The sequence below is a fragment of the Paenibacillus sp. FSL R5-0887 genome, from assembly GCF_038002305.1.
Taxonomy (GTDB): Bacteria; Bacillota; Bacilli; order Paenibacillales; family Paenibacillaceae; genus Paenibacillus_AQ; species Paenibacillus_AQ odorifer.
In genome coordinates, this window is the sequence record NZ_JBBOCE010000002.1 from 871,715 (window position 1) to 895,068 (window position 23,354).

Consider the following 23,354-nt stretch of genomic DNA (forward strand, 5'->3'; position numbering starts at 1 on the left):
TTAAAAATCAATCAGACCAAGGCTGATTTGCAGCGATTCATCCACCTTTTTCATCGTTTCATCATCAAGGTGGGTGATCTTGTCAGTTAAGCGTTGTTTGTCAATCGTCCTAACCTGTTCCAGCAAAATAACAGAATCTCTGTCAAAGCCATGAGCAGCTGCGTCAATTTCCACATGTGTAGGTAACTTAGCCTTCTGGATTTGGGCTGTGATTGCAGCCACAATTACCGTCGGGCTAAAGCGATTGCCAATATCGTTCTGGATGACCAGAACTGGCCTTACTCCGCCTTGTTCAGAACCTACAACCGGCGAAAGATCAGCAAAAAAAACATCGCCACGTTTAACGATCAATGTCTACACCCCGCTTACTAAGCGGCCAAGAGTGCTGTCTGCATCTTCCTCCGCGAGGAAAGCCTCGCATGCCATGGTCAAGTTGATCTTAGCCATTTCCATGTAGCCGCGCTGCATGGACTCCCGGATGGAACGTTTCCTCCGTTCGCTCAAGTACAGCTTCATGGCCTGCCTAATCAATTCACTCCGGTTGGAATTCTCCAATTGAACAATTCCGTCCACTTCCTGCAAGAGATGATCGGGCAAGCTGATCATGATTCTTTTGGTGTTCTGCAAATTAGCCACCTTCTCTTCCACCCCCACAAACCTTCTGCCCTTGTGTTCCAGTGTTACAATATACAAGGAATTTTATACAAGGAATATATGCCGCCAGTATATCAAGTATGCTGCATCCCATTATAAACTAGAAATGGTGGTTCGTATAGGCTTTTAGTCACATCTCCTAATACGATACAATTCCTTCTATTTTCTCCCTTGTATAACATCACTGTCAAGAACTTTCAGTTTGTGAGCAGAGCATTTACTAATTTAGGAAGTGTGCCTTCACTTATATAAACGCGGGGCACCCGATGAGCCAACATGCAGATAACCTCGTAGTGAATTGTTCCAAGCTGGAGAGCCAACTCGTCTGCCGTGATCATCACGTCAGCTTGACGGCCGATGAGAACAACTTCTTCGCCTGCTTTAATTTGTTCCGCTTCTGCAGCGAAAGATTTGAGTGATACCATACACTGATCCATGCAGATTGTTCCGACGACAGGAACGCGGCGTCCACGTATTAGCACCTCCGCTTTGCCAGTTAGCATGCGGGAATATCCATCTGCGTACCCCACAGGTAGCGTTGCAATAATCTCCTCGCTCTCTGTGATGTACCTAGTGCCGTAACTGACGCCCCAATCGGCAGGCAGGCTTTTGACATATACAACCTGCGTCTTCAGCGTCAATACCGGACGTAGTTCTACCAGTTGACGGTTCACCTCTGTGGAGGGATAAAATCCGTACAAGCTGATGCCTACACGCACCATGTTGCTGGATAAATAAGGTGAATCAATGGCCGTAGCGCTATTGCCCGTATGTATGATCGGGATCTGAATGTTCTGCTCCCGCAGCGTTTCCGCCACGCTCATGAACCGTCGATGCTGTTCCAGTGTATAGCTTTTGTCTTGTTCGTCTGCCTTGGCAAAATGGGTAAACATACCCTCCAGCTCCGCCTGCGCAACAGACTGCACTTCAGAGATAAATGCAGGTGCGTCAGCTGGTAAAAGACCCAGTCGTCCCATCCCGCTATCAATCTTGATATGCACCTTCAGCCGATGTTCCGGATCTATAGGAAGCTGTCTTATAGCCTCCAGTACCTCCGGTGTGAACAGTGTTACAGTTACATGGTTCTCCCAGGCAACGGCTATTCCTTCTGGGGAAGTGTAGCCAAGCACCAGTATAGGAATCAGTATTCCCGCCTGACGCAGCTCCAATGCTTCATCCAAAAAAGCCACACTAACATAATCTGCTCCGAGTCTTTCCAGCTCCCGTGTCACTTCCACTGCTCCATGGCCGTACGCATTTCCTTTGACGCATCCCATAAACTTTGTCTCTGCCGGCAAGTAGCGGCGAAAGGCTTCGTAATTGGCACGCAAATCATCCAGATTAATTTCGGCTACTGTCGGTCGATAGCTTGCTTGCACTTCAAGTCACCTTCTTACGTTGTAGTAAAACGTCATTGCTGCATTGCATTAATCATTGTCTTAGTACCAATGGTAATGCTACAGAAGGTGGCTGTCAATGTGTGCTGGAGCCCCGGCAAATAAAGAAAAGCGGATACTACGTTGTAGAGGAAAGAATCCCACAAAACGCAGTATCCGCCTACTTTTTATTATTTACCCGATTGTGCCTCCATAGAAGCGGCAATTTGCATCATTTCATTAGCAGGAAGATTGGCACTTGTAATTCGGTACTCTACTCCCTCAGACATCCAAGTCAATGTCTGCTGCTCATCCCCACTCAGAACTCCCCATGTAAAACCAAGGTCTTTCAGGGTTCCAGGCGCCAGTGCTACCGCACGGTCCAGTGGACGGGATTCCATAATAGTGTACTGATAAATCCCATCATATCGGATGAGAACAGCATGGTCTTTGTTCCCCTCCAATTTATGCGAGTCCTTAAACTCTACACCAGCTGGAATATAATCAGGTTCAATGATCCCAAAGTCTCCAAGCTCTGCAGCCACTGGTTGCTCAGCCGGTTCTTGGCCTTCAGGAGCTGTAATTGGATTACCATTCTCATCAACCTCAGCTACTGTGCTCTCTGCGGACTTACCCGAGGCCATGTTCTTTTCCATATCAAAAGAATCCTTGGTGAAATCCGTATCGAATTTGAAGGTGTCAAACTTCACGTTTACAACTACCTTCGCTTCAGAATCCGAGACTTGAACCTGTTTAGGTTCATAAGTCTTTTTATCAAGCCAAATCTTTTGCCGTACAAGGGCATTGCTTTGATAATTCGCGGCTACCTCGAACACATAGTTATCCCCATCTTCCACAAATTGGCGATTATTATCCGAAACTATGCCACGAACCAACGTCTGATACAGATAGACCTGCCCTTGATCATCCGGCCAATCGCTTTGGAAGCGGAAGCTCTTATTCATACTTGGTGTGAGTACGAATACTCCCTCATCATTACGAAGTACGATCTGCGTAATATCCTTCTGAACATTTGCCAAGCTGATCCGGTAGTAGGAAGGATTCTTGTACCATACCTCTACCTTATACTCCTGCGGCTGTTCCCCGGTATACAGGGTCATTGTGCCAGAACCTTGGTACGTTCCCTGCTTACTTTCCAACTTGTCAGCCACATTGTTCAAATCCTTGACTACGGAAGCGGCATCCTTCTTCCCGCACCCCGTCATCACCAGGGCCACGCTCATAATGATCGCGAGTACCCATGTTATCCGGCGCATGACATCATCCCCTTAACCTGTTTTGAATGCATTGATTAGTACATGTCTATGAGGGACTTGGCCGCAATATGCAGACGGGCATGACAAGCGTGCAGCATTGATTTATTTTATGGGCTCCAACAAGCCAAAAAGCCCGCGCACAGCGCTGGCTCTATACTTCATCAGAAGTTGCAATATCATTATGTAGGGTGTTTTAACCATTCTCTTCAATTCTCGTTATCACTATGTACTGCTTTATTGTACTGATTAATTAATTCATCTAATCTCATGGACTGTCTGATCACATTTGGATGCGAAAGCCCTCCATGTTGCCTCTCCATCAAATAAAGTTTGTTTCTAGCACCCTCTATTCTCTTTTGGATAATTTCCTGATCATTCATTAACACTACCTCCCTAATGAAATATTCTAGAGGTATATGTCAAATTCTTAATTTTACATTGAAGTGCATTACTAGAATTCAAAAAAAGCGATTCCAGATTTAATCAGGGAACTCTCTTGATTGATATCTTCTATGAAACTATCACTACTAAGCACTGTCAATAACAAAGCAATTTTTCTTTTCATTGATTCTAAGCAGATTCTGGTACTCTTTCTGCGTTTCTAAAGATGCAATATGCCGAAGCTGCTCAAACATTCCGACACACTTAATTATACATGATTCGTTATTAATCCTTACAGAATTCTCTAAACTATCCATTATATATTTTATACTAAGCTCATATTTTCCTCTTCTTATATAATACAATGCTATTTCAGCCATAAAAAAAGTGTATCTGTCTTCGATAATTTGTCGATTATAACATTTAAGATTTCTCTGCTGATCTCTAAAATCTGATATTTCTGGCTCAAACCGCTGAAGAATATCATCCACATTAAAATCATAGTGATTGGCTGCCTGAAGGATTTTGAACAGGCCTGGAAGAGATTCTTCTTTTCTATCTTCAATATAGGTCACATATTCCGGAAGCATTGCTGCATCACCTTTTAAAATTTTCAGCAAAAAAATATTAGCCTGCGCCCAACCCATACATTGATTCATAAGTTGCAAAGCTTCCTCCGTATCCTCACGAATCCAGCTCATGTCCATGTAAAGGTTGATATAATACAATGCTCTATCATAATCTCCAAGCTCTCTGTAAACTACTGAACGTAACACATAAGAATATAAAATATATGAAAATAAGGGCATTGCAGGTTCCTTTTGTACCCCGTTTTTTCTGGCTCGCTCATTATTATAATTATATTGAATGGATGCTTTTTTGCCCAATTCCTTAGTCATTACCATTACCTTATCCCAATGCCTCAAAGCGCTATATGTATTCGCCAGAACCTTCAGTGCGTCAAGCTGATCAACTTCATCAAGCCGATTTACAAAGCCCTCAAACTGCACCGCTGCCCGCAAATTCACATCCTGATCGCCCCCTAGAGCAATCGTAAACAATCTGTATTGGCAAAAAGCCAGCCGCTCTGAATGCTGATACTTCTCACTCTCCGCCACACTCCGGTATAACAACGCTGCAGCTTCATATTTCCCTTGTGCAAAGAAATCTTCTGCTGTATCAAACAACGGGTGTGTATAAGATAGGCTGTCCATCATGATTCCAATCACCCGGCTTATACATTCCAGCTTATCTAGTTCAGCACAGCGATATAGAAAAGGTCGAAGACGTCTCCAATTGGGATTGGAATGTATAAAACACTCCTCCACATACATATCGTAAAAGCAGCCTTCCTCTAATCCCATACCTTTTGTAATCCGATCTAATTGCTGCATGGCTATAGGACGATTCCCATTCATAATGTTGCTAATCGTGCCTGAATTTACTTTAGATACCTCTGCGAATTGATTAATTGTTATTCCATTCTTCTTGAGGTAGTCCGCCAGTTCTGCACGAATGGTCATCTGCTTCATGATCAAAGCCACCTTTCGCCATCATGATTCATATATAGATCAATAGTATTTAAATAATAATATGTCTAATTATTCCAGTGGTCAAATACTTTTTTTGACTCAATTGATTATACATTTATTCAATTAGTGATGTATAAAATACAAATTAGCCGAATGTAAAAAACCACCAGAACACAAGGTGTATTAGACCTTTTCTGGTGGCTTTTCTAATGTTACTTCTATCCATCGTTATTCAATACATGCATTTAAATTCAACTAAGAACTAGGTTTAATCATCATGTCCAGCTTATTTATATAAGGGCCGAGCGCTTCAATTAACTTCTCTTGGTTTTGTATCTCCTCTTTCGAAAGCCGATCCATATGAACACTTCCATCTGCATCAAATACCTTGGCATCATAGCTTTGCAACTCATTTATTAATTGTTCGATCTCCGCAAACTCTTCTTTAGTAAGCCTCTGTTCTGCTTTTTCCAGCAAGCCATCCCAGAAAGTATCACGATCAACGACAGCCGACTTTGCCTTAGGGATTTCCGTTTCATTCATTTTCTCAAAATAAGGTTTAAGCTCAACCTGTAAATCGTTATATGCCTTTTGATCCTTCGCACTTAACTGTTCCAGATGAAAGACTCCTTCAGCATCGGCCATTTGCAGATTGTAAGCTCCCAATTCCTCTAGTAATGACATCAATTTTGTGAATTCCTCTTCGTTAAAACTTTGCTTTGCGCTCTGCAGTTTGGCTTCAAGCCTGTCATATTGTTGCTGGGTTACTCCAATCGTAGCAGCAGTTGCTTGTGAGCCATACAGGGTATCCGCCAAATAATTATATCCGGCATATGCTCCAGTAGGAATTAATAATGCAGCCGCCAAAATGCTTGCTACAAGCCATTTTTTCATTCTTCTTCCCCCTAACCTAGTCTCGGTCTGATTTAGTATTTGCTCCTTCAGTTCCGGTGGGGCACTTAGATTTCTCGCCTCTTCCTGCAGAACTGTCCGTAACTCTTCATTGAAATTCATGCAGGTCCTCCACCTTTCCCTTAAAAAGAGTATGATTTTCTGGCTTCTGACGAAGCTTATGCAGTGCAGCATGAATACGGGATTTCACCGTACCCAGAGGGATACCCAGTATCGCGGCACTTTCTTCCTGTGAATATTCATTTAAATAGTGCAGAATAATCACCTGCTTCAGCTTAAATGGAAGACGATCAACACTTGCTAGTAGACGGCGGTTAGCTAACCTGTCCACAACATCACTAGTGAAATCAGGTTCCATCCTTAGATCAGTCTGCTCTACTTTTTTGACCATTCGGAGATGCGTCCATCTCTTTCTTCGATAGGCATGAATTTGCCGCATAACCAGCCCCATAAGCCAAGGCCTAAAAGGACGATTGACGTCAAATTGCTCAAGCGACCGGTGCATCTGAATATAAATCTCCTGAACAACATCATCCATATCGGAGGTTTCGCGAACGAGAAAATGAACGGTCTGATACACATCCCGAATCGTTGCTTCATATAGTTCACTGTACGCTTCACGGCTGCCGGCTAGCGTAAGCGCAATGAGCTGAGAATATTCATTTGGATGTTTCATCCCTCTCAATCCCTCCTTCGGTCTTACACTATGTATTGGTAAATAGAGAATAAATCGTTCGATTTATTTTAAAAAAACAACCAGGCAGCGATTTTCCGGTTATTGGAGAATCGCTGCCTGGTGTTCTTACTCTGCAGCGGCTTATTGGAGTAGATGAAGTCGGCGGATGACCGCCGGCTTTGCTTGAACAGATTATGGGCGGTGGAAGCTGATCTTCAACTTTTCACACCCGCTTTGGCCGGACCCTGCCGAAATCTATGGGATAACTGCATTCTGTACACTTATTCCGTATGTAAAAGGGGTTACTCTGATTTTAAGTGTATTCTATACAATTAAAAAGCAGAGAAACTTCCTATAGTGGTGTAAATCGTGAAAATAAGTGTACGAAATACAATTATATCCATCGAAGCGTTGTTTCGCAGAAATATAGTTGTACGAAGTACAGCTATATCCTCCCAATCGTTGTTTGCATGTGCCCTCAATAAAACGAAAAAGGGGAGATCCATATGGATCATCCCCTTACCCGTATATACTGGAATAGTAACCGCCTATCTTTTCTAAAAAATCAGTCAGCGGATAGACTCAGCAACTTTGATCAAATCATTCTTGTCCAAGCTAGCTGATGTTACACCGTATAACACTTCATTGGCTTCCCAGTCCAACCCTTTTCCATTAACCAATACAGCATCAACTCCGTTAATCTTCACTTTTTCGATGGTGCCATCCGTCGACATCTCATAAGCCGTTTCGGAATCCGCGTGCCGCTGCTGCATCGAGATGATCTCATCGGTAGCTTCATTAACAAAATATAAATTAATATATTTGCTATGGATCACATCACCATTACTATCCTTATAAAACTCTGCACGATCAAAGGTATAACCCTCTGGTAAATACGCCGGTAAGCCCACATCAAAAATCGTATATTCGTTTAGCTTGCTAGAATCCCTCTCGATCAGCAATTCCGCTTTCTCTTGATCCCTCTCAGATTGCGTAACCAGTCTGCCGTCTTCCACTCCGACGATTTTTTCCCCATCAGCATTGTAGATATCACCTGCCTTTTGAGCAGCGTCGAGGGTCACAAGCGCATTTCCTTTGCTATCAAAAATCTTCCCCTTAAAGTCATCCGGAATCACGTTGGAATCCGCAGAAAATTCTACTTCATGGGCTACAATATGGCCTAAGTTTATCGTTTGCAATACTTTCATTAACAGCTCCTGCGCAAATGACGGCTGCACAAAAGTTACACTTAATACGCTAACCACTAGCAAAGTTGCCAGCATAACAGCAGGACGTCTTAATCTATGTTTTGTATGCAATCCTTTCTCCTCCTTTTGGCCGGCATACTTTCTCCGTGCCTTATTCAGAATGGCTGTTTTGTCAGAGCCCTCGCTGAGATCTTTATGGGCCAGAACCCTGCCTAGCTCCAGCAGCTCCTTGTACTCCCCAGCACCCTTTAAATCATTTGCCGCTCCATATATACTTTCATCTAAATCTGCTGAGAACTTCTGCTGTATGTCTTTACTGTTCATAGCTGCTCCACGCTCCCTATTTCAGTCTTCAGCTTTTTCATAGTCCGGTAGAGTATCACACCGATATTGCTCTCCGAAATTCCCGTAACCTGGGCAATCTCTCTATTTCTCAGATTAGCACCAAATTTTAGAGCCACAATATTCCGCTCCTTTGAGCTCAATGTATTCAAGGCTTCGTTAAGCCTTCCACTACGTTCTCCCTGGAGGATCAAGTTTTCCGGATCTTTCCTGCTAGAAACCAGTTCCTTGACGGCATCCAGCGAAAAGAAAATTTTCCTTTTAAAACTCCGGTAATGATCATTGACCACGTTTCTGGCAATGGCGAATAACCATACCTCTAAAGGAGCTTTTTCCTGAGAATAGGTCGATAGTTTCGCCAACGTTTTCTCAAAAACGAGGCTTGTCAGATCCTCAGCCGTATAGAGAGAACTAACCCGGTAAGCGATGTAGTTAAATATTCTTTTATAGTAGGTTTCAAAAATCGTTGTGAACAAAACATCTATGTCAGCATTTTCCTGTATATTCTCTTTTACAAAAGGATGAAGCAATGCGCGCTCATGCATCAATCGAACTCTCCTTTCCCACCACATTTTCACTTAGCTAAGTAAATTCATCAGTTAATACGATATATTTCCAATTTCATTACAAGATATAAAAAAAGAAGAGTTCCAGCGCTAATTTCAGTCTTTCTAACCAAGCTACAGTAACCCGTCAACTTGACAAGCTTATTATAGCTTCTATATATTTTAGTAACTAAAGTAAATTGGAGCGAGGCAATGTTATGAGTACAAAGGAAGAGAAACAAAATGCTATCCATAAGGTCATGGAATCTATGGCAAATGTGCAGCAGAAATCCCAGTTTTTCATTGATATGATCACTAAAAAGGAAACCCTGACTCACAATCAGATCATGCTGCTGTTTCAACTCCGGCTTACCGGAAGCTTGAACATTACTGACATCTCTGAACGCTTCGTGGTTACACCCGGAGCTGCTTCTTCCATGTGCGATAAGCTTGAGGAAGCTGGACTTATTGAACGGGTGCGGACTAAAGAAGACCGCAGAGTTGTCAATATTGTCCTTACAGAACAAGGTGATCAGCGTATCCATACAATATTTGAAGCATTTCCTACCCCTGATCTGAATAAAATCTCCGGAACTTTAGAACAAATAAATAAATTGATGGAACAAATGATGCACTAACAGCCTTCATTTTGCTCCTTATCAGCTATACTCTTTTCTATAAACACTGTCTGTCAGGAAACTGACGGCAGTGTTTTTTTAGCTTTAACTCCCAAATTATTATATTGACTATATATTATAATGAATATATATTTTAATCATTAAAATATATTTCGAAGGACGGTACTGTAAATGTCCAATAATAACAATACTTATGAACGTACTGACATGATCGATCCACCATTGAAGGTAAGAGGTTCGCAGTTTGTTCGAGAGAATATTAATGCGGTCACGGTTGATGTGTTTGGCCACTTAAGTACCAAAGGGAGCGTCTCGACTTCTAAACTCAAAGTATCTGGTGACTGTACAATTGGGGGCAATTGTAAGGCCAATCAGGTAAACAATCTAGGGAGTCTGCGCGTTCAAAATATCCAAGCAGATAATCTCCGCTCTTCTGGATACATGTCCGTAGCAGAAAATGCTGCAGCGGGGACTTTTTATGCTGAAGGTGCTGTGAAGATAAACAGACTAACTGCAGATTCATCGATTGAGATCCGTTTAGGCAATAGAAGCACTGTCGAGGTTATGAGAGCTGACGGTAACATTATCGTTAAACCCTCTTCCAAGTTGATTAATGCGCTGATGCACCCTTTTCGAAAACTTACCTGCACAACAATTGAAGGAACTAACATAACGTTATACCGGACGACAGCTGACCTTGTGTGCGGTGAAGAAATCATCGTCGGACCGGGTTGTACCATTGGGGAAATCCGCTATAGCAAAAGTCTGACGGTGGATCTTAAGTCGCAAGTTGACCGAACTGTATTTTTAAACCCATAAAGGAGAGTTTACATGGAAAAAAGCACTCATTTGTCAGGAGCCACTGTGCTCAAAAACATCGCCAAAGGAGCCATCATCTTATTCTGTGTACCAATCCTTAGTGTCTGGGCCGTGGGGAGTGTTGTCTGTGCAATCATTGCACCTATCGGTGGTGTACTAGGTATTGTTGGCATCCAAGGAATAGGACTAAATGCCTTCCCAGATTATGATTTACCGAACATTCTCAGCCTTCCAATCGGTCTCTGCCTCTCCTTACTTTTGTTCATTTCTTTCTATTACACTCGTCGTTTATTGCGTGGATGCCTGCATTTTATTAAAAACTAGCGAACTGTAACAAGCTTGTATTCTCTTTGTTAATAGAAAGTGACCTACAACGCGCTGTTTTATTCTATACTTAAGGGGACTGGACTTTATCCTGGAGGTAATTATGAATAAAATCATCGCTATCGGAGCTATCACGCTCTTTTTGGCCGGATGCGGAGCATCGGCAACCATAGATATGGATACAACAATGGCTATTAACCAAACACAAGCTACTTCAGCACCACTGAAACTAATCGTCGACGGCGAAGCCGTTCTTCCTACACTCTCCCCTTTTTTCCTAGATGATAAGGTCTATGTACCTGCAAAAGTATTAATGGAATACTACACCTCAGAACAAAAATGGGATAATAACTTAAAGACCTTAACCATCTCTGATGGAAGCAGTAGTTATGTTCTGAAACCGGACAATGAGTATATGCAAGCTGACGGATATCAAACCTCGCTTGAAGGACCAGCTATTCTACGAAACGGTATTTTATATATTCCAGCCGATTCCTTAAACTCTCTGTCTGGTGCCACTGCGCAGCTGAATGCAGCTGAAACTGAAGTAGTACTAACATCAGGGGATGTTAGTACTACCGTCAGAACACCCAGCGAACCTCTTGCTATTGCTACAGAAAATGACCAAGTGAAGCTGTATGCTGCCCTTAAAGATGGCGGTACCTATGAGGGATTTGTTGTAGAGGTGAACGGTAACAAGCATACATTTGATTGGGAAGCACCCAGATTGCTGAGTTACCCTCCTGAGATTCATTATGCCGACGTCGATCAGGATGGGCAGGAAGAAATCGTTGTCATTCTGTGGCTTGGAACAGGTACGGGCATGTCCATGCAAGAGCTTCACGTGATTAAGCCTAACCAGTGGGAAGAAGTCACTGTCCCTTCTGCAGATAAAGCTGCCTCCGCATTGGTTACGTCAAAAATTTCTAATGAAAAAGGGGACGCCCTGATTCAAATTCAAGTTAAAGGCTCAACTCCATCCATGGTGACTTTGCGATATCCAGATCGTGCTGAGGATGGCAATCTAGGCGAAGAAGCCGGCATTGGTGCTGTTACTCACTACATAGTGGAAGAGGGCAAGCTAAAGGCGGAAACAAATGTTTATATTGGATTTCTGGAGAGTATTGGCACACTAACTTTTGCCTACAAACCGGGAAAAGATGGAATGGAACCCGACTCTATTCGCTTTGAGGTTCATGAGGAATTAGCTTCTTACGTGGAGGGCGAACAGTTATGATTGATGCCCATATACATTTAGAGCAATATGAACCTGAAGTTGCCGAACAAATACTGAGTGAACTGCCTGACATGGGAATTAAAGCCCTTATCGCTGTCTCTATGAACTTGAACTCTTGTATACGCACCCAAAGACTTGCAGCCATAAATCCCGGCGTGGTCCGTCCAGCTTATGGCTTTCATCCAGAGCAACCCTTGCCGCAGGATGCTGAGCTGGCTGCTCTACTGAAATGGATCGAGAGTCAATCTAGTGAGGATTATATTGCTGTGGGGGAAATCGGGCTACCTTACTATTCGCGTGCTGAAGCCTTAGAACGGGGCGAAACCTTTGATATGGCCCCCTATATTGAGCTGCTGGATCAGTTGCTTGGGTTAGCTTCCTGTCTCAATAAACCTGTGGTGCTGCATGCTGTCTATGAAGATGCGCTTATTGCTTGTGATCTCCTGGAGAAACATAACATACAGCATGCCCACTTCCACTGGTTCAAAGGTCCGGAAGAAGCCATTGCCCGCATGATGAAGAACGGCTACTATATCTCCTTCACACCGGATATCCTGTATGAGCCGGAGATACAGGCGCTTGCCCGCCGTTATCCACCAGAACTAATCATGGCTGAAACCGATGGTCCTTGGCCGTTCGAAGGACCTTTTGCAGGGAAAATCACCCATCCGTCTATGATTCGGGAAGTCGCCGCTGCTTGGGGAGCGCTCCATGGTTACACTCCCGGTGAAGCGGAAGAGTTACTGACTGAGAATACTAAGCATTTCTATAACTTGTAAATGCTTTATGCTTGTTGATAGGTCTATAGATTATAGATAGAACTATAGATTATAGATAGATCTATAGCTTCATAGATAGATATATAGCTTATAGATAGATCTATTCTAGGAGTAGATGAAAGTCAGGGCCTTAGCTAGCCTAGCCTAACGCCAGACCAACATTATGAATAAACACAACTTAGCTTGTGAATCCGTATTTTTCATAGTGGAAGTACTGGTCACAAGTCGACCTTACTTAATCCAGATCCCCTTACCCATTTTCGTTTGATTCGGTAATATTTTCGCGTACATATTTTTGCGTATGTATTTACGTGTACGTAGTTACGCGTATGTAGTTACGCGTATGTAGTTACGTGTACTTATACATGCACGTATTTCCACAAACGTATTTACACGTACTTATACCTGTACGCATTTACACAAACGTATTTACACGTACTTATACCTGCACGTATTTCCACAAACGTATTTACACGTACTTATACCTGCACGTATTTACACGTACTTATACCTATACATAGTTACGTGTACGTAGTTTACGCGTACTTATTTATCTGTACGTATTTACGTGTACGTAGTTTACGCGCTTATTTACCTATACGTAGTTACACGTACCCATTTACATGTATGTATTTCACGTACGTATTTACGCGTGTGAAGCTGCTATCGGACACAGCTGACCTTATATGCAGCAATTCCCCACTTTTGGGATGAGAACGGACCCCAGAGTCGCTATTGGTATAAAAAATACCCAATAAGGTGTTATTTTTAAGGTATAACGACGCTGGAGTCCGAAACCTTGCTTCAAAGGCTAATAATCTGCGAATAATGTCATCTGGGTCCGTAAGTCTCAGGTTGATGATGCTCGAGGTGCCTGTAGGCAGCCCCCAATAATCATAACCGCTCCACACCCACTAACGTTCCGCCTGTGAACTCCATTTTATAAATATCCGGCTTTGTGGTTTGAAGTAAAAAATTCAGATCATATTTGGCATCAAAATAGTTCATCATAAGCGTCATGACTGCCCCGTGAGTTCCAATAGCAACCTTTTGACCGCTGTGATTACTCAGAATTTCTGCCAGTACACTAACTGAACGCTTCTGACACGCATGAATGGATTCCCCACCAACTGGGACAAAATCAGGATCTTCAAACATTTTTGCCAGTAATGGATACAGTTCCTGATCAGTCATAATCGTACTTCCGTCCGAGAAATGGATCTCCCGCAGGTCTTCAACACTTTGAATCTCTGCTCCTAACTCCTGCGCCAATCCAGAAATCGTATGTATAGCCCGAAGGTATGGACTTGAATAGAAGACTTGAATTCCTTCCAGACGTAATTTTTCCGTTATCTTGCGGGCATCTGCCTCCCCTTTCGCGGTTAGTCCGCGAGTCCTTTCAGTTCCTCCGGGCAGTTTGGGCGACTCACCGTGCCTCACCATATAAATAAAAGTAGCCATCCTTTCCCTCCTTTACCTCTACAAATTCTAATGTTCTAACCAATCTCCTCTACACACTAAAAAAGCCCTTATGGACGAGAAACTGTCCTATCGGGCTAGGTAATATTGTAACTTATAACGTTTCGTGCAGCAGTTGCTTTAGATCACAAAGTAATAACATATTGAGAGGTCACTTATTAAGGAGATACTTATTGAGAAGTCACTTATTGAGAAGTCACTTATTGAGAAGTCACTTATTGAGAAATCGCTCACTGAGAAGTCACATATTAAGGCGACTATGACTAAGGAGACTCTTAATTGCACTATATACAACTATTAAGCGGTAAAAGAGGCCTCCTGAGCAAATAAGTGTACTCTGTGCAGCTAAAAATCATCTTTCCTAGACTAAAAGGGAGAAAATCAAATAATAACTGCACAAAGTACAACTAAATCCCAGTTCGATCGCTGAAAGGGAATTTAACTGCACATTCTGCAACTAAATGCTAGGGAGTCACGCTAGGTTGTATTTGCCACTCAAGCTTTCTAGTCCCGCCAGGGATCGGCTAGGGAGTCACGCTAGATTGACTCTGCCACTCAAACTTCCTAGTCTCGCTAAAGATCGGCTAGATTCTCTCTCCCACTCAAGCTTTCTAGTCCCGCAAGCGATCGGCTAGGAAGTCACGCTAGCTAGACTAGCGTGCTACCTGCTAGCTACCCTCCATCACCTCAACCGTCCTAGCCTTCTCCGCAGAGCTATCGCTCTTCTCTTTCTGCGCGGGCCACAGCACGCGCCCGAATGCGATGCCCAGCACACCAATCAGAGCGATTACGATGCCAAAATTCAAAAAGATACGGCTAGGCCCAGCAACCTGCACCATCACTCCGCCAAGGAGTGGCGCGCCGATCATAACACCGCTAAGAATGGTACTCTGAATACCGAACACACGCCCTGTCATGTGCGGGGGTGTTTCTTTTTGCAGACAATAATTGAAGGTGATCATAAACATTCCATTCCCGAGACCCAATAAAAATCCTAGCAGCAATACAGTAAGGATGGAGACTCCCGGCTGAAGCAGGCCCAGCCCTCCGACCGATATACCAATAAGCGCGTAACCCGTACCCAGCTTCCAGCCGTAGCCTGTTCCCCTGTTCAATTTGTTCAGGACCATGATCATGAATACAGCCCCCACGCCTGTTGCCGCAACAAGCCAGCCCAGCATAGATTCCTCAGAAGGTGCAATAATTCTGAATAGACTAGTGAACTGGAAATCGATCATCTGAATGGCCAACGCACCAACTAAACCAAACAGCATGCTGTTTAGAAGCAGTCTGCTGCGCAGCATAAAGCTCCAGCCTTCCTTCCACATCGTGCGTAGAGCAACACGCTCCTCTTGATCACCTTTACCTTCTGAGCTGACTTGTCCTGCCTCACTGTTTTTAACGGTAAGTAAGAGCAAATAAGAGCAGCCTCTGAGACAAGCATTGATCAATATACACCACTGAGGCGTAAGAACAGACAACGCGAAGCCGCCCAGTAAAGGTCCTGCGATTTTCGAGCCTTGATTTACAAGCCCATTAAGCGAGGTAGCTTGGAGCAGCTGGTCTTCTCTAACCATACTACGGGTCATCGACTGCTGAGCAGGCACGTTTAACGTAGAAATGGCTGCACGCAACATCAATAACGGGAGCAACCACACCATACTGGGAGCAAATAATACGAATACGGTTAACAATGCCGTAAGCAGATCACACATTCGCATCAGCTTCAGCTTGTTCAGTCGGTCAGCCACTACCCCTGCGAACGAGCCCAGCAAAATCCCCGGCAAAGCTATGGAGACCGGAATCAAAGCCAGCATTAGCGGGCTGGCCTGCCAGCGGTACCCTACGAGTACCTGAATCGCCAAGGCGTCAAACCAATCCCCAAAGGTCGCTGTCGCAAATGCGCTGTACACACGCATATACACCTTGTTCTTAAGCAGGCTCGTGCCTGCTTGTGTTGAAGCATTCATTAAACATTCCTCCAAATTACAATTAAGAACTTATTAGCATGACCTTAATGTAATGGAGAATTGTCAGAGAATTATCAGGGGGCGGTCACAAGGTTCGTAAGCACGGTATCCAAGGATTGTTCTAACCGATGGAACCCCCGCTCTTCCTTCTCTCGTTCAAATAAATTCACATATTTGCGATACAAAGCTGGCTTGGGTGGAAATTGGTTACAATAGTGAACAATTCGGTATAATGCATATATCCGCATCGGCACGAACCCTGACATCTCAAGCACCTGAAGTGCCTCATCCAACAGTTGCTCGGCTTCACGCCAAGACTGGCGCCGCAGAAACCACAAGCCCCTTGCAACTTTATAACTGCCGATCTCACGCAAATAAGGTTTCTCCAGCAAAAGCGCTTCAATGTCTGTTGCCATCCGTTCTATTACGTGATCTTCTGTTCCCATCCACAAGTGTGCAAGCATTTCTGAGGTCGCCGTAATAGGAATGAAACTCTCATACCCCGGCTCTTTGATCACTTCATATGTTAGCTTTAGTCGTTCCAATGCTTTTTCCGGTTGCCCAGCCAGTATGTACAAATCCAGAATATTAAGGATCTCCACTTCTCGATGCTGAGGCGGCAAAAGAATCTTTTTCTCAAGGACTAACTCGCAGAACTCTAGTTTTTTCTTAGGATCACCCAATAGAACATAACAGATTAATAAGGAATAAAACCGTTCCTCTATCCCCACCTCGGTTGTGTTCAGCAGCCAATCCAAATCTCCCTGTACAAAATGAATATAGATCGAATAAAACGGATCCATCGCATACCCCAAAACATCCTGTTGGCGTGCGAGGATTAACATCGAGCGACCTTGGCCATATAGGTGATATTTCTTGAATACTTCCCGCATCGTCTTTTGCATCTCTAAGTCATATGTAGTCGGATTGGCCATAGCAGCTGAGGGCTCCTGCATAGTCAGACTATAACCAAATCCCCGAACAGTCTTAATATCTAAGTCTTGAAGCTTGCCTAGCTTTTTACGAAGCCGATAAATATGATCATCTACCGTTCGCTCTACCGGATATTCAAGCGGCCATACTTTATCCAATAGTTGTTCTCGACTGAATGTACGCCCTCTATTTTTGTACAAGAACTGAAAAAGCGTAAATTCTTTTGGGAATAATTCTATCGTTATCCCTTCTGCGGTCACTTTATATTCACTTTCATTTATTTCCAGCTGCATGACAGAACCTCACTTTCCCCGAACCCGCTCATTGGTTACATTATAACAGTCCGTCCAAGGCCTACTCCACCTCAAAAAAGAATATACAAAAAGAGCAACCCACAGATTCCTCTGCATGATTGCTCTCTCCTCTTCTAACCCATACCACTTACCCAGCCATATTGTTAAAAGAATCCTGTTCACTAAATACGGATATATGATCTACTGTACCGGTCGAGCTTGGAATAATAAATTTCAGCTGGTATTGGTCATTGGCTTGATAGGTGTAAATCTTATCCCCTCCGTTCACTTTGGTATCGTCAGGCTTACCGAGTGTTGCCTCAATTTGCTTCAGCGTCAGCTTTTGCAGCGCGGAATCACTTGAACGAACATCGAAGATTAAACTTCCTTTATTAAATCCAAACACGACATGTTTGTCAGTATAGGTTGCATAAATACCTTTTCCCGCTGACTCTTGTTGATCAGGTTTGCCCCAATCCGCTTCGACCTCATCAATGAGTCCGGTATGAGCGGCATATTTCACACCGGGTACCTTCCCATTTTTGGCAAGCTCGAGTAACTCTTTAAGCTGTTTGTCGCTATTTTGTGAATTTGAGCTGGTTGAATCTTTATCAGGCTCCGTAGGGGAGGAAGTCGCTGCTGGTGCAGTTTCTGGTGCAGTTTCTGGTGGAGTTGCTGCTGGGGTGCTTGATGGACTAACTTCAGGCTCAGAGGTTGCTGTTACAGCCGTTTCTGTTGGCGCCGTTGCCTGGGATTCTGAATTCCCCGCCTCATTGTTCGAACTGCATCCAGCAAGCCCAATCATTCCTGTGAGTAGAATAGAGCCTGCTATTAATTTTATCTGTACTGACATGATGTCATCTCCTTAGTGGATTACCTTAAAGTCGACTTGCAAAAAATGAAACTGAACATACAGACGAGGTGAAAATCAAATAGTTGCAGGATAGCGGCAATTTTTCTGGCTAACCCTCTTTTACCCATATCTACAAATATAAATTCATACACACTCTATTTTTCTACATAAAACCCTTTTTTTCGACACCTAACTCAAGTAAGTTTCTCTTTTAAAATCTCCACATAACTCCATTTAACTATAAACTCGTGAACTCATAAGCTCATAAACTAATGAACCATATGACCTTAGACGTCATTCCCTGCCTCGAAGGTTTCATTGCAGAACGTACAATAGAAAGGAGATCATCCTGCTTAAAAAGCAATCCATTGCATTCTGTGCAATAGATTCCAACAGTAAACCCATATCCGGCGTTCCTGCGTCCTTCTGAGTACACGAACTGTAATCGCGACATTTGTTGAAGAATTTTCCATTCAAACGCAACCTTAATCCTCCAAGCCGCATCTTATTAGTAAAGGGAGGGGAGCTGCATCTGAATATTATAGAGAGAATTGTGGCAAAAGATGAGTCAGCTCTCCGCCTGTTAATGGACGAATATGGAGATATGCTGCTGCGAACCGCTTCTTTACTGCTCAAAGATAGACAAAGTGCCGAAGAAGCGGTACAAGATACTTTTATTCAAGCTTATGCCAAAATGAGTCAGTTACAGGAGCCGGACCGGCTGAAGGCATGGCTGATACGGATAGTGGTCAATCGCTGTCGCATGAGGCAACGGACTTGGAGCTGGCGTAATATTTTCCCGGCGGGAGGGTCAGAGCTGCAAACTAACGAAGATGCTGACTTCACAGCCGGAGCGGAAGAGCTTTTTATGGTGGAATGGCATAATGTCAGGCTCGCCGAGTCCATGAGAAATCTTGATTATCTATACCGGGAATGTCTGACTTTATATTACTTTCATGAAATGAATATCCGGGAAATTTCCGAGCAATTAAATACTTCTGAAAATACGATCAAATCCAGACTCGCCAGAGGCCGGACGCTCTTAAAAAAGATTTTGGTGAAGGAGGGACATTTCTTATGAATACAGAACGCGATACGGTCAAAAAGCAGCTGGATGAAGAATTAAAGAACCTCCAGTTCACTGGACACGACCGGGTCATTAAGCAGACTCACCCTCCAACCTTTGGAGCCCGTTTATTGGCGCTGTGGAATAAAGAAATTGAGATCCCTGTCAAACCTATAGGTGCGATCGGTGCCATAATTCTAATCGTTTCGCTGACCCTGCATCAGCCAGAGATTAAACAGCAGCCACAACAAAATACCCCGCAACGTGTAAACCGAGAACTAATCGAAGCTGGAGGCAATACGTATTGGAAGGATATCTACGAGCAGGCGGTGAAAAAACATGAGAATTAAGATAAAAATCAAACATCTGGTGTTATTCGTGTTGCTCCCTGCCTCCCTGCTTATTCTTCTGTTTAACTTCTTACCTTCACAGAGGCAGATAGATCAGAGCACAGCTATTCAATCTAACATAGCTAGAACTGATCTTCTGCAAAAGCTGGCATCCACAACCGGGAGTAAACGTATGGAGCTAATCCGCACAAACATCCTTGATAAGGATCACAGCTATGATCCCTACAGATATGACGTTAATGTCAGTCCTTCGATGAGCCAGTGGAGTAATGATGAAACCCAGCGTTCCGGTTTATTACCGGAGGACATAGTACCTTTACTTGAGGAATATATCCTTGAGGGGCCTTCGGATAATACACGTATATTTGCGGCTAAGCAGTTAGCTTATGAATATGATGCTCTTGGCCGAAAGGAAGATGGAGATCAAGCGCTAATCACCGCAGCGAAACCGTTAAACAGCAGCTCCTCTGTAGCTAAACAGCTGGAGCTCCTTCGAGCGGAGCGGGCCCTAAATAGTGGCGATATAACAACCGCTGAAACAATTCTTGAACAAACCCCCTTTCCATCCGAGTCTCAGGAAGAGCTAAACGCACAAAAAGCATGGCTTACCGGGCGTTTACTCTTTACAAAAGGCAAAGCACAGGAAGCACTTGCCGTAGTAAACGATGGCTTGGAGAGCTACAAAAAATTCTGGCAGGATATTCATAAACAAATGAACGCTGCCACCAGCAGTTCGAACGAAGGCTCCAGAGACAATACAGGATCAGCAGCAGCACCAGAAGCTGGGACATCGGATACTGAAAGACAGCTGGAATCGCTTCGAACCGCAATTCAGTCTGCTATAGATATGGGAAATACTTCAACTGCTGTCGTCTCTGGTACCCTTACAAGAAGCGATGGCACCCCAGTTCCGCGGGCTGGTATTTTTCTCCGCGCTGAAAGCGAAGTTAACCATAGCATCACTTCTGCTGAACCCTACCGAATCGTCACAGATACTGAAGGACGTTTCGAATTTCACGGTGTGATTCCGGGCTTTTATCAGTTACAGCTTGGACTTGGCTATGATCAGATCGACGGCTGGACTTGGCCTGTACAATATGACGATTGGATTGAAGTTAAACCAGATGACGGGTTGAATGAGAGCATAGTTCTACAACCTCTGCTTGAGCTGCAGTCTCCCATTAATCAGGAAACCCTAACAGGCAAGACCATAGATTTCCGCTGGAAAGCTGTTGAAGGAGCAGCTTACTATCGTTTAAGCGGTGGCGGGGAGGGGGCCGTGTTGGGCGTACAAATTCGGGATCGTATTGTAGATAACCATATCTCCATTCCTTTAGAAGAACTTTACGATGGCGGCGGTTTTTCCTATGGCAGCAGTGGAGATGGCTGGGAATCTATTGATCCCCTCTCCCTTCTCGGATTTATGAATCCCGAAGTGCGCTTTTCTTGGAATATTGAAGCCTTAGATGCAGATGGACACTTGATTACCCGCAGTAATGGCTACAGATTGAACGAAGACACCGTCGGCAATCTGCCGTTCTTTTATCTCAAGGAAAGAGAGCTTACTACGGCTGACCAACTCTTACTGGATAAGAAAACGGATCAGGCACTAGAAATGTACCAACAAAATATTGCCGATGACCCACAGGATGTTCATGCCCTGCACATGCTAGTAAAGTTGATGCTGGCAAAATCATCTCTCACAAAGGATACAACATTAGAAGATAAGGCGATTCCTTTACTCGAAAAGCTAATACAACTACAGCCTTCTACTAATTATGCCTTCACATTATCGCAGTACTATTTTGACCATGCGGACTGGAAGTCGTATAACGAATATTATTCCTACTACAACGAACTAAACCGACCTAATACTAACGGTTATGTACTTTCTATTAACGCTACAGCCCTCATGCAACAAGGGAAGCTTGAAGAAGCTCGTAAACAATTCGCGATCGCCCTAAAGTATGATGATAGCCATCGTTTTATTGGCAGCTTTTTGGCGGCAGAATTATACGCTGGTGAATCACTCTCTTCGGTAATGACACTTGCTGAGCGTTATCCTGAACACAGCTTTGGTCATAGTGGATATCGCTGGCCACAAATGATTAAACAACTGTTAGCGGAACGAAAAAATCAACCTAAAGTCTTTGACCAAGAGTTAAAAGAGAAGCTTGAATGGTACGTGAACGGTAAGACGGATGTGCTGAAGCAATGGATTGCAAGTGCCAAACCCTCCGCTCTGAAGACCTTTATGCAGGAGGTTTTAGAGGTACGCTAATTCATTAAAATAAACAAAAATCCGGTCCCGCTCGACAAATTCGAGCATGGACCGGATTTTTAATTACACATAATCTTTTATTTAGATTTAGCTTCCATCATGTAATTCTGGAAATCCGTGATACTTGGGTTAGACATATAGTGGCCACCCTCTACTTCAATTGTTTGGCCTGTGATGAATTTGGATTCATCCGATGCCAGGAACAAAACCGTATTGCCGATATCATCAGCTTCACCGTGATAAGGAAGCGCGTTGAATTTTTGGAAAATATCCAATACCGCTGGCGGCATATTTCTTGCAGCGGCAGGTGTTAGGATCAGCCCTGGTGCCACCCCGTTACAACGGATTTTGTCTTTACCATATTGTGTAGCGATGTAACGAGTAAGGTTCACAACAGCTGCCTTAGAGGAGCCATAAGCAGTACGCAATGAATCCCCTGCGAATGCTGACATCGAAGCTGTGTTAATGATCGAGCCTCCGCCCGCTTTAATCATATGAGGAATAGCAAACCGGCTGCCTAACAGAACACTTTTGGTATTTACGTTCATCAGGCGATCCCACTCTTCCAAATCTATATTGACCACATCAAGGTCTTTTTGCAGATTAGTTAGACCTACATTATTAAACAATATTGTGATGGTGCCATACTGAGCAACTGTGAAGTCAACAGCTTCCTTGATCGAATCCGCTTGGGAGGCATCTAAGAAAAGACCTTCAGCTTCTCCGCCTTCATTTTTAATCTTAGATGCTGCTTCTTTGGCTGCTTCCACATTAAAATCGGCAATAACAACCTTTGCTCCTTCTCTAGCTAATAGAGTGGCAGCTGATAAGCCAATACCTGAAGCGCCTCCAGTTACTAATGCAACTTTACCTTGAACTCTTCCCATGTTCATACCCCTTTATAATGTTATTGTGCTTCTAAGATGACTTGGTTTATGTTTCAGAGCTATCAAAGCTCGTTAACAACTTCTCATAGATTTTCAAGAATTGCTGCAGTTCCTCCTCATTGAGCTTTTGGAACATTTCAGCTCTTAGCTCCTGTCCCTTAAGCTGTGCTTCCTTCAAAACGTCTTTTCCTTTGTCCGTGATAGATAGAAGTACATTCCGTCGATCATCTTCGTTATATTTTCGCTCGGCCATCTCCTGCTTAATTAGTCGATTAGCAATGTTAGTCATTGCTCCCGGCGTATATCCTAGTCTCTTAGCCAAAATAGTCTGCTTCAAGGGGCCTTTTTTATTCAATTCGCCCAAGACTAGAACTGGAGATATCCCAATATTGTGATCAAATGCGTTCATCCATCGGACAATAACTTCATTCGTAAATAATTCAACTGCATGTATTAGCTTAAAAATATCTGGATTTTCCAAGAGGTTCTCCTTTGGCATTCATGATGATCGGCTGCTTATAGAAGTATTTTAACACTAAAAT

General features: G+C 43.5%; 24 protein-coding genes. 8 read left to right on the forward strand and 16 right to left on the reverse strand.

The window, feature by feature from the left end; genetic code table 11:
* From MKY14_RS21890 to MKY14_RS21935, 10 genes are all read right to left on the reverse strand, one after another.
* Entirely contained in the window at positions 1-351 is a 351-nt protein-coding gene (locus tag MKY14_RS21890) for a type II toxin-antitoxin system PemK/MazF family toxin (protein ID WP_036686777.1), read from the reverse strand.
* A gap of 3 nt (positions 352-354) precedes the next feature.
* A complete protein-coding gene (locus MKY14_RS21895; RefSeq protein WP_025698676.1) occupies positions 355-636 on the reverse strand; it encodes a CopG family ribbon-helix-helix protein in 282 nt (93 codons plus the stop codon).
* A 215-nt stretch (positions 637-851) separates the two neighbouring features.
* Positions 852-2,033: an alanine racemase gene (alr, locus tag MKY14_RS21900; RefSeq protein ID WP_036686775.1), complete on the reverse strand. Its 1,182-nt coding sequence runs from the start codon at positions 2,031-2,033 to the stop codon at positions 852-854.
* Between the two features lie 188 nt (positions 2,034-2,221).
* Positions 2,222-3,307: a LolA family protein gene (locus MKY14_RS21905; RefSeq protein ID WP_076129533.1), complete on the reverse strand. Its 1,086-nt coding sequence runs from the start codon at positions 3,305-3,307 to the stop codon at positions 2,222-2,224.
* Between the two features lie 206 nt (positions 3,308-3,513).
* On the reverse strand, positions 3,514-3,687 hold the full coding sequence (locus MKY14_RS21910; RefSeq protein ID WP_076129534.1) for an aspartyl-phosphate phosphatase Spo0E family protein: 174 nt from the start codon (positions 3,685-3,687) through the stop codon (positions 3,514-3,516).
* Between the two features lie 147 nt (positions 3,688-3,834).
* Positions 3,835-5,220 (reverse strand): helix-turn-helix domain-containing protein, encoded by a 1,386-nt coding sequence (locus MKY14_RS21915; RefSeq protein WP_076129535.1) that lies wholly within the window; start codon positions 5,218-5,220, stop codon positions 3,835-3,837.
* 255 nt (positions 5,221-5,475) lie between these two features.
* The gene (locus tag MKY14_RS21920; RefSeq protein WP_076129536.1) at positions 5,476-6,234 is read right to left on the reverse strand and encodes a DUF3600 domain-containing protein; all 759 of its coding nucleotides are present in this window, start codon (positions 6,232-6,234) and stop codon (positions 5,476-5,478) included.
* Complete coding sequence (locus MKY14_RS21925; RefSeq protein ID WP_340393445.1) at positions 6,221-6,808, reverse strand: sigma-70 family RNA polymerase sigma factor; 588 nt, start codon at positions 6,806-6,808, stop codon at positions 6,221-6,223. Before MKY14_RS21925 ends, MKY14_RS21920 begins: the two co-directional genes overlap by 14 nt.
* 569 nt (positions 6,809-7,377) lie before the next feature.
* Positions 7,378-8,340 (reverse strand): DUF4367 domain-containing protein, encoded by a 963-nt coding sequence (locus tag MKY14_RS21930; RefSeq protein WP_340393444.1) that lies wholly within the window; start codon positions 8,338-8,340, stop codon positions 7,378-7,380.
* Positions 8,337-8,903, reverse strand: a complete 567-nt coding sequence (locus tag MKY14_RS21935; RefSeq protein ID WP_340393443.1) for a sigma-70 family RNA polymerase sigma factor — start codon at positions 8,901-8,903, stop codon at positions 8,337-8,339. The genes MKY14_RS21930 and MKY14_RS21935 overlap by 4 nt, the downstream gene beginning before the upstream one ends.
* A 218-nt stretch (positions 8,904-9,121) precedes the next feature.
* Between MKY14_RS21935 and MKY14_RS21940 the strand changes: the two genes are divergently transcribed.
* From MKY14_RS21940 to MKY14_RS21960, 5 genes are all read left to right on the forward strand, one after another.
* Positions 9,122-9,541, forward strand: a complete 420-nt coding sequence (locus tag MKY14_RS21940; protein ID WP_076129540.1) for a MarR family winged helix-turn-helix transcriptional regulator — start codon at positions 9,122-9,124, stop codon at positions 9,539-9,541.
* Between the two features lie 171 nt (positions 9,542-9,712).
* On the forward strand, positions 9,713-10,360 hold the full coding sequence (locus tag MKY14_RS21945) for a hypothetical protein (protein WP_076129541.1): 648 nt from the start codon (positions 9,713-9,715) through the stop codon (positions 10,358-10,360).
* A 12-nt stretch (positions 10,361-10,372) separates the two neighbouring features.
* Entirely contained in the window at positions 10,373-10,684 is a 312-nt protein-coding gene (locus MKY14_RS21950) for a hypothetical protein (protein WP_076129542.1), read from the forward strand.
* A gap of 103 nt (positions 10,685-10,787) precedes the next feature.
* Positions 10,788-11,921, forward strand: coding sequence for a copper amine oxidase N-terminal domain-containing protein (locus tag MKY14_RS21955; RefSeq protein ID WP_340977329.1), 1,134 nt, complete (start codon positions 10,788-10,790; stop codon positions 11,919-11,921).
* On the forward strand, positions 11,918-12,700 hold the full coding sequence (locus tag MKY14_RS21960; protein ID WP_340977332.1) for a TatD family hydrolase: 783 nt from the start codon (positions 11,918-11,920) through the stop codon (positions 12,698-12,700). Before MKY14_RS21955 ends, MKY14_RS21960 begins: the two co-directional genes overlap by 4 nt.
* A gap of 894 nt (positions 12,701-13,594) precedes the next feature.
* Here MKY14_RS21960 and MKY14_RS21965 read toward each other — a convergent pair.
* From MKY14_RS21965 to MKY14_RS21980, 4 genes are all read right to left on the reverse strand, one after another.
* Positions 13,595-14,161, reverse strand: a complete 567-nt coding sequence (locus tag MKY14_RS21965; protein WP_076129545.1) for a histidine phosphatase family protein — start codon at positions 14,159-14,161, stop codon at positions 13,595-13,597.
* A 686-nt stretch (positions 14,162-14,847) separates the two neighbouring features.
* A complete protein-coding gene (locus tag MKY14_RS21970; protein ID WP_340977335.1) occupies positions 14,848-16,149 on the reverse strand; it encodes an MFS transporter in 1,302 nt (433 codons plus the stop codon).
* 74 nt (positions 16,150-16,223) lie between these two features.
* The gene (locus MKY14_RS21975) at positions 16,224-17,375 is read right to left on the reverse strand and encodes a winged helix-turn-helix domain-containing protein (protein ID WP_340393439.1); all 1,152 of its coding nucleotides are present in this window, start codon (positions 17,373-17,375) and stop codon (positions 16,224-16,226) included.
* Positions 17,376-17,523: 148 nt separating this feature from the next.
* A complete protein-coding gene (locus MKY14_RS21980; protein ID WP_340977337.1) occupies positions 17,524-18,228 on the reverse strand; it encodes a YjgB family protein in 705 nt (234 codons plus the stop codon).
* 553 nt (positions 18,229-18,781) lie between these two features.
* Between MKY14_RS21980 and MKY14_RS21985 the strand changes: the two genes are divergently transcribed.
* From MKY14_RS21985 to MKY14_RS21995, 3 genes are read left to right on the forward strand one after another with little or no spacing between them, the layout of a single operon-like run.
* Positions 18,782-19,309 carry an RNA polymerase sigma factor gene (locus MKY14_RS21985; RefSeq protein WP_340977339.1) on the forward strand — a complete coding sequence of 176 codons (528 nt, stop codon included), beginning with the start codon at positions 18,782-18,784 and terminating at the stop codon, positions 19,307-19,309.
* The gene (locus MKY14_RS21990; protein WP_076307400.1) at positions 19,306-19,644 is read left to right on the forward strand and encodes a hypothetical protein; all 339 of its coding nucleotides are present in this window, start codon (positions 19,306-19,308) and stop codon (positions 19,642-19,644) included. Before MKY14_RS21985 ends, MKY14_RS21990 begins: the two co-directional genes overlap by 4 nt.
* Positions 19,634-21,925: a carboxypeptidase-like regulatory domain-containing protein gene (locus MKY14_RS21995; RefSeq protein WP_340977341.1), complete on the forward strand. Its 2,292-nt coding sequence runs from the start codon at positions 19,634-19,636 to the stop codon at positions 21,923-21,925. Before MKY14_RS21990 ends, MKY14_RS21995 begins: the two co-directional genes overlap by 11 nt.
* 77 nt (positions 21,926-22,002) lie before the next feature.
* Here the strand turns inward: MKY14_RS21995 and MKY14_RS22000 are convergent, their stop codons facing one another.
* Both MKY14_RS22000 and MKY14_RS22005 read right to left on the reverse strand, forming a co-directional pair.
* On the reverse strand, positions 22,003-22,812 hold the full coding sequence (locus MKY14_RS22000) for an SDR family NAD(P)-dependent oxidoreductase (RefSeq protein ID WP_076129551.1): 810 nt from the start codon (positions 22,810-22,812) through the stop codon (positions 22,003-22,005).
* A gap of 46 nt (positions 22,813-22,858) precedes the next feature.
* Positions 22,859-23,293, reverse strand: coding sequence for a MarR family winged helix-turn-helix transcriptional regulator (locus tag MKY14_RS22005; RefSeq protein ID WP_076129552.1), 435 nt, complete (start codon positions 23,291-23,293; stop codon positions 22,859-22,861).
* Between the last annotated feature and the right edge of the window lie 61 nt (positions 23,294-23,354).

Excerpts from the sequence above, each read along its gene's own strand:
- MKY14_RS22000 (WP_076129551.1), bottom strand. The coding sequence starts at position 22,812 with ATGGGAAGAGTTCAAGGTAAAGTTGCATTAGTAACTGGAGGCGCTTCA.
- MKY14_RS21920 (WP_076129536.1), bottom strand. The coding sequence starts at position 6,234 with ATGAATTTCAATGAAGAGTTACGGACAGTTCTGCAGGAAGAGGCGAGA.
- MKY14_RS21955 (WP_340977329.1), top strand. The coding sequence starts at position 10,788 with ATGAATAAAATCATCGCTATCGGAGCTATCACGCTCTTTTTGGCCGGA.
- MKY14_RS21950 (WP_076129542.1), top strand. The coding sequence starts at position 10,373 with ATGGAAAAAAGCACTCATTTGTCAGGAGCCACTGTGCTCAAAAACATC.
- MKY14_RS21980 (WP_340977337.1), bottom strand. The coding sequence starts at position 18,228 with ATGTCAGTACAGATAAAATTAATAGCAGGCTCTATTCTACTCACAGGA.
- MKY14_RS21905 (WP_076129533.1), bottom strand. The coding sequence starts at position 3,307 with ATGCGCCGGATAACATGGGTACTCGCGATCATTATGAGCGTGGCCCTG.
- MKY14_RS21945 (WP_076129541.1), top strand. The coding sequence starts at position 9,713 with ATGTCCAATAATAACAATACTTATGAACGTACTGACATGATCGATCCA.
- MKY14_RS21935 (WP_340393443.1), bottom strand. The coding sequence starts at position 8,903 with ATGCATGAGCGCGCATTGCTTCATCCTTTTGTAAAAGAGAATATACAG.
- MKY14_RS21975 (WP_340393439.1), bottom strand. The coding sequence starts at position 17,375 with ATGCAGCTGGAAATAAATGAAAGTGAATATAAAGTGACCGCAGAAGGG.
- MKY14_RS21940 (WP_076129540.1), top strand. The coding sequence starts at position 9,122 with ATGAGTACAAAGGAAGAGAAACAAAATGCTATCCATAAGGTCATGGAA.
- MKY14_RS21925 (WP_340393445.1), bottom strand. The coding sequence starts at position 6,808 with ATGAAACATCCAAATGAATATTCTCAGCTCATTGCGCTTACGCTAGCC.
- MKY14_RS21960 (WP_340977332.1), top strand. The coding sequence starts at position 11,918 with ATGATTGATGCCCATATACATTTAGAGCAATATGAACCTGAAGTTGCC.
- MKY14_RS21970 (WP_340977335.1), bottom strand. The coding sequence starts at position 16,149 with ATGAATGCTTCAACACAAGCAGGCACGAGCCTGCTTAAGAACAAGGTG.
- MKY14_RS21995 (WP_340977341.1), top strand. The coding sequence starts at position 19,634 with ATGAGAATTAAGATAAAAATCAAACATCTGGTGTTATTCGTGTTGCTC.
- MKY14_RS21930 (WP_340393444.1), bottom strand. The coding sequence starts at position 8,340 with ATGAACAGTAAAGACATACAGCAGAAGTTCTCAGCAGATTTAGATGAA.
- MKY14_RS21910 (WP_076129534.1), bottom strand. The coding sequence starts at position 3,687 with ATGAATGATCAGGAAATTATCCAAAAGAGAATAGAGGGTGCTAGAAAC.
- MKY14_RS21990 (WP_076307400.1), top strand. The coding sequence starts at position 19,306 with ATGAATACAGAACGCGATACGGTCAAAAAGCAGCTGGATGAAGAATTA.
- MKY14_RS21915 (WP_076129535.1), bottom strand. The coding sequence starts at position 5,220 with ATGAAGCAGATGACCATTCGTGCAGAACTGGCGGACTACCTCAAGAAG.
- MKY14_RS21965 (WP_076129545.1), bottom strand. The coding sequence starts at position 14,161 with ATGGCTACTTTTATTTATATGGTGAGGCACGGTGAGTCGCCCAAACTG.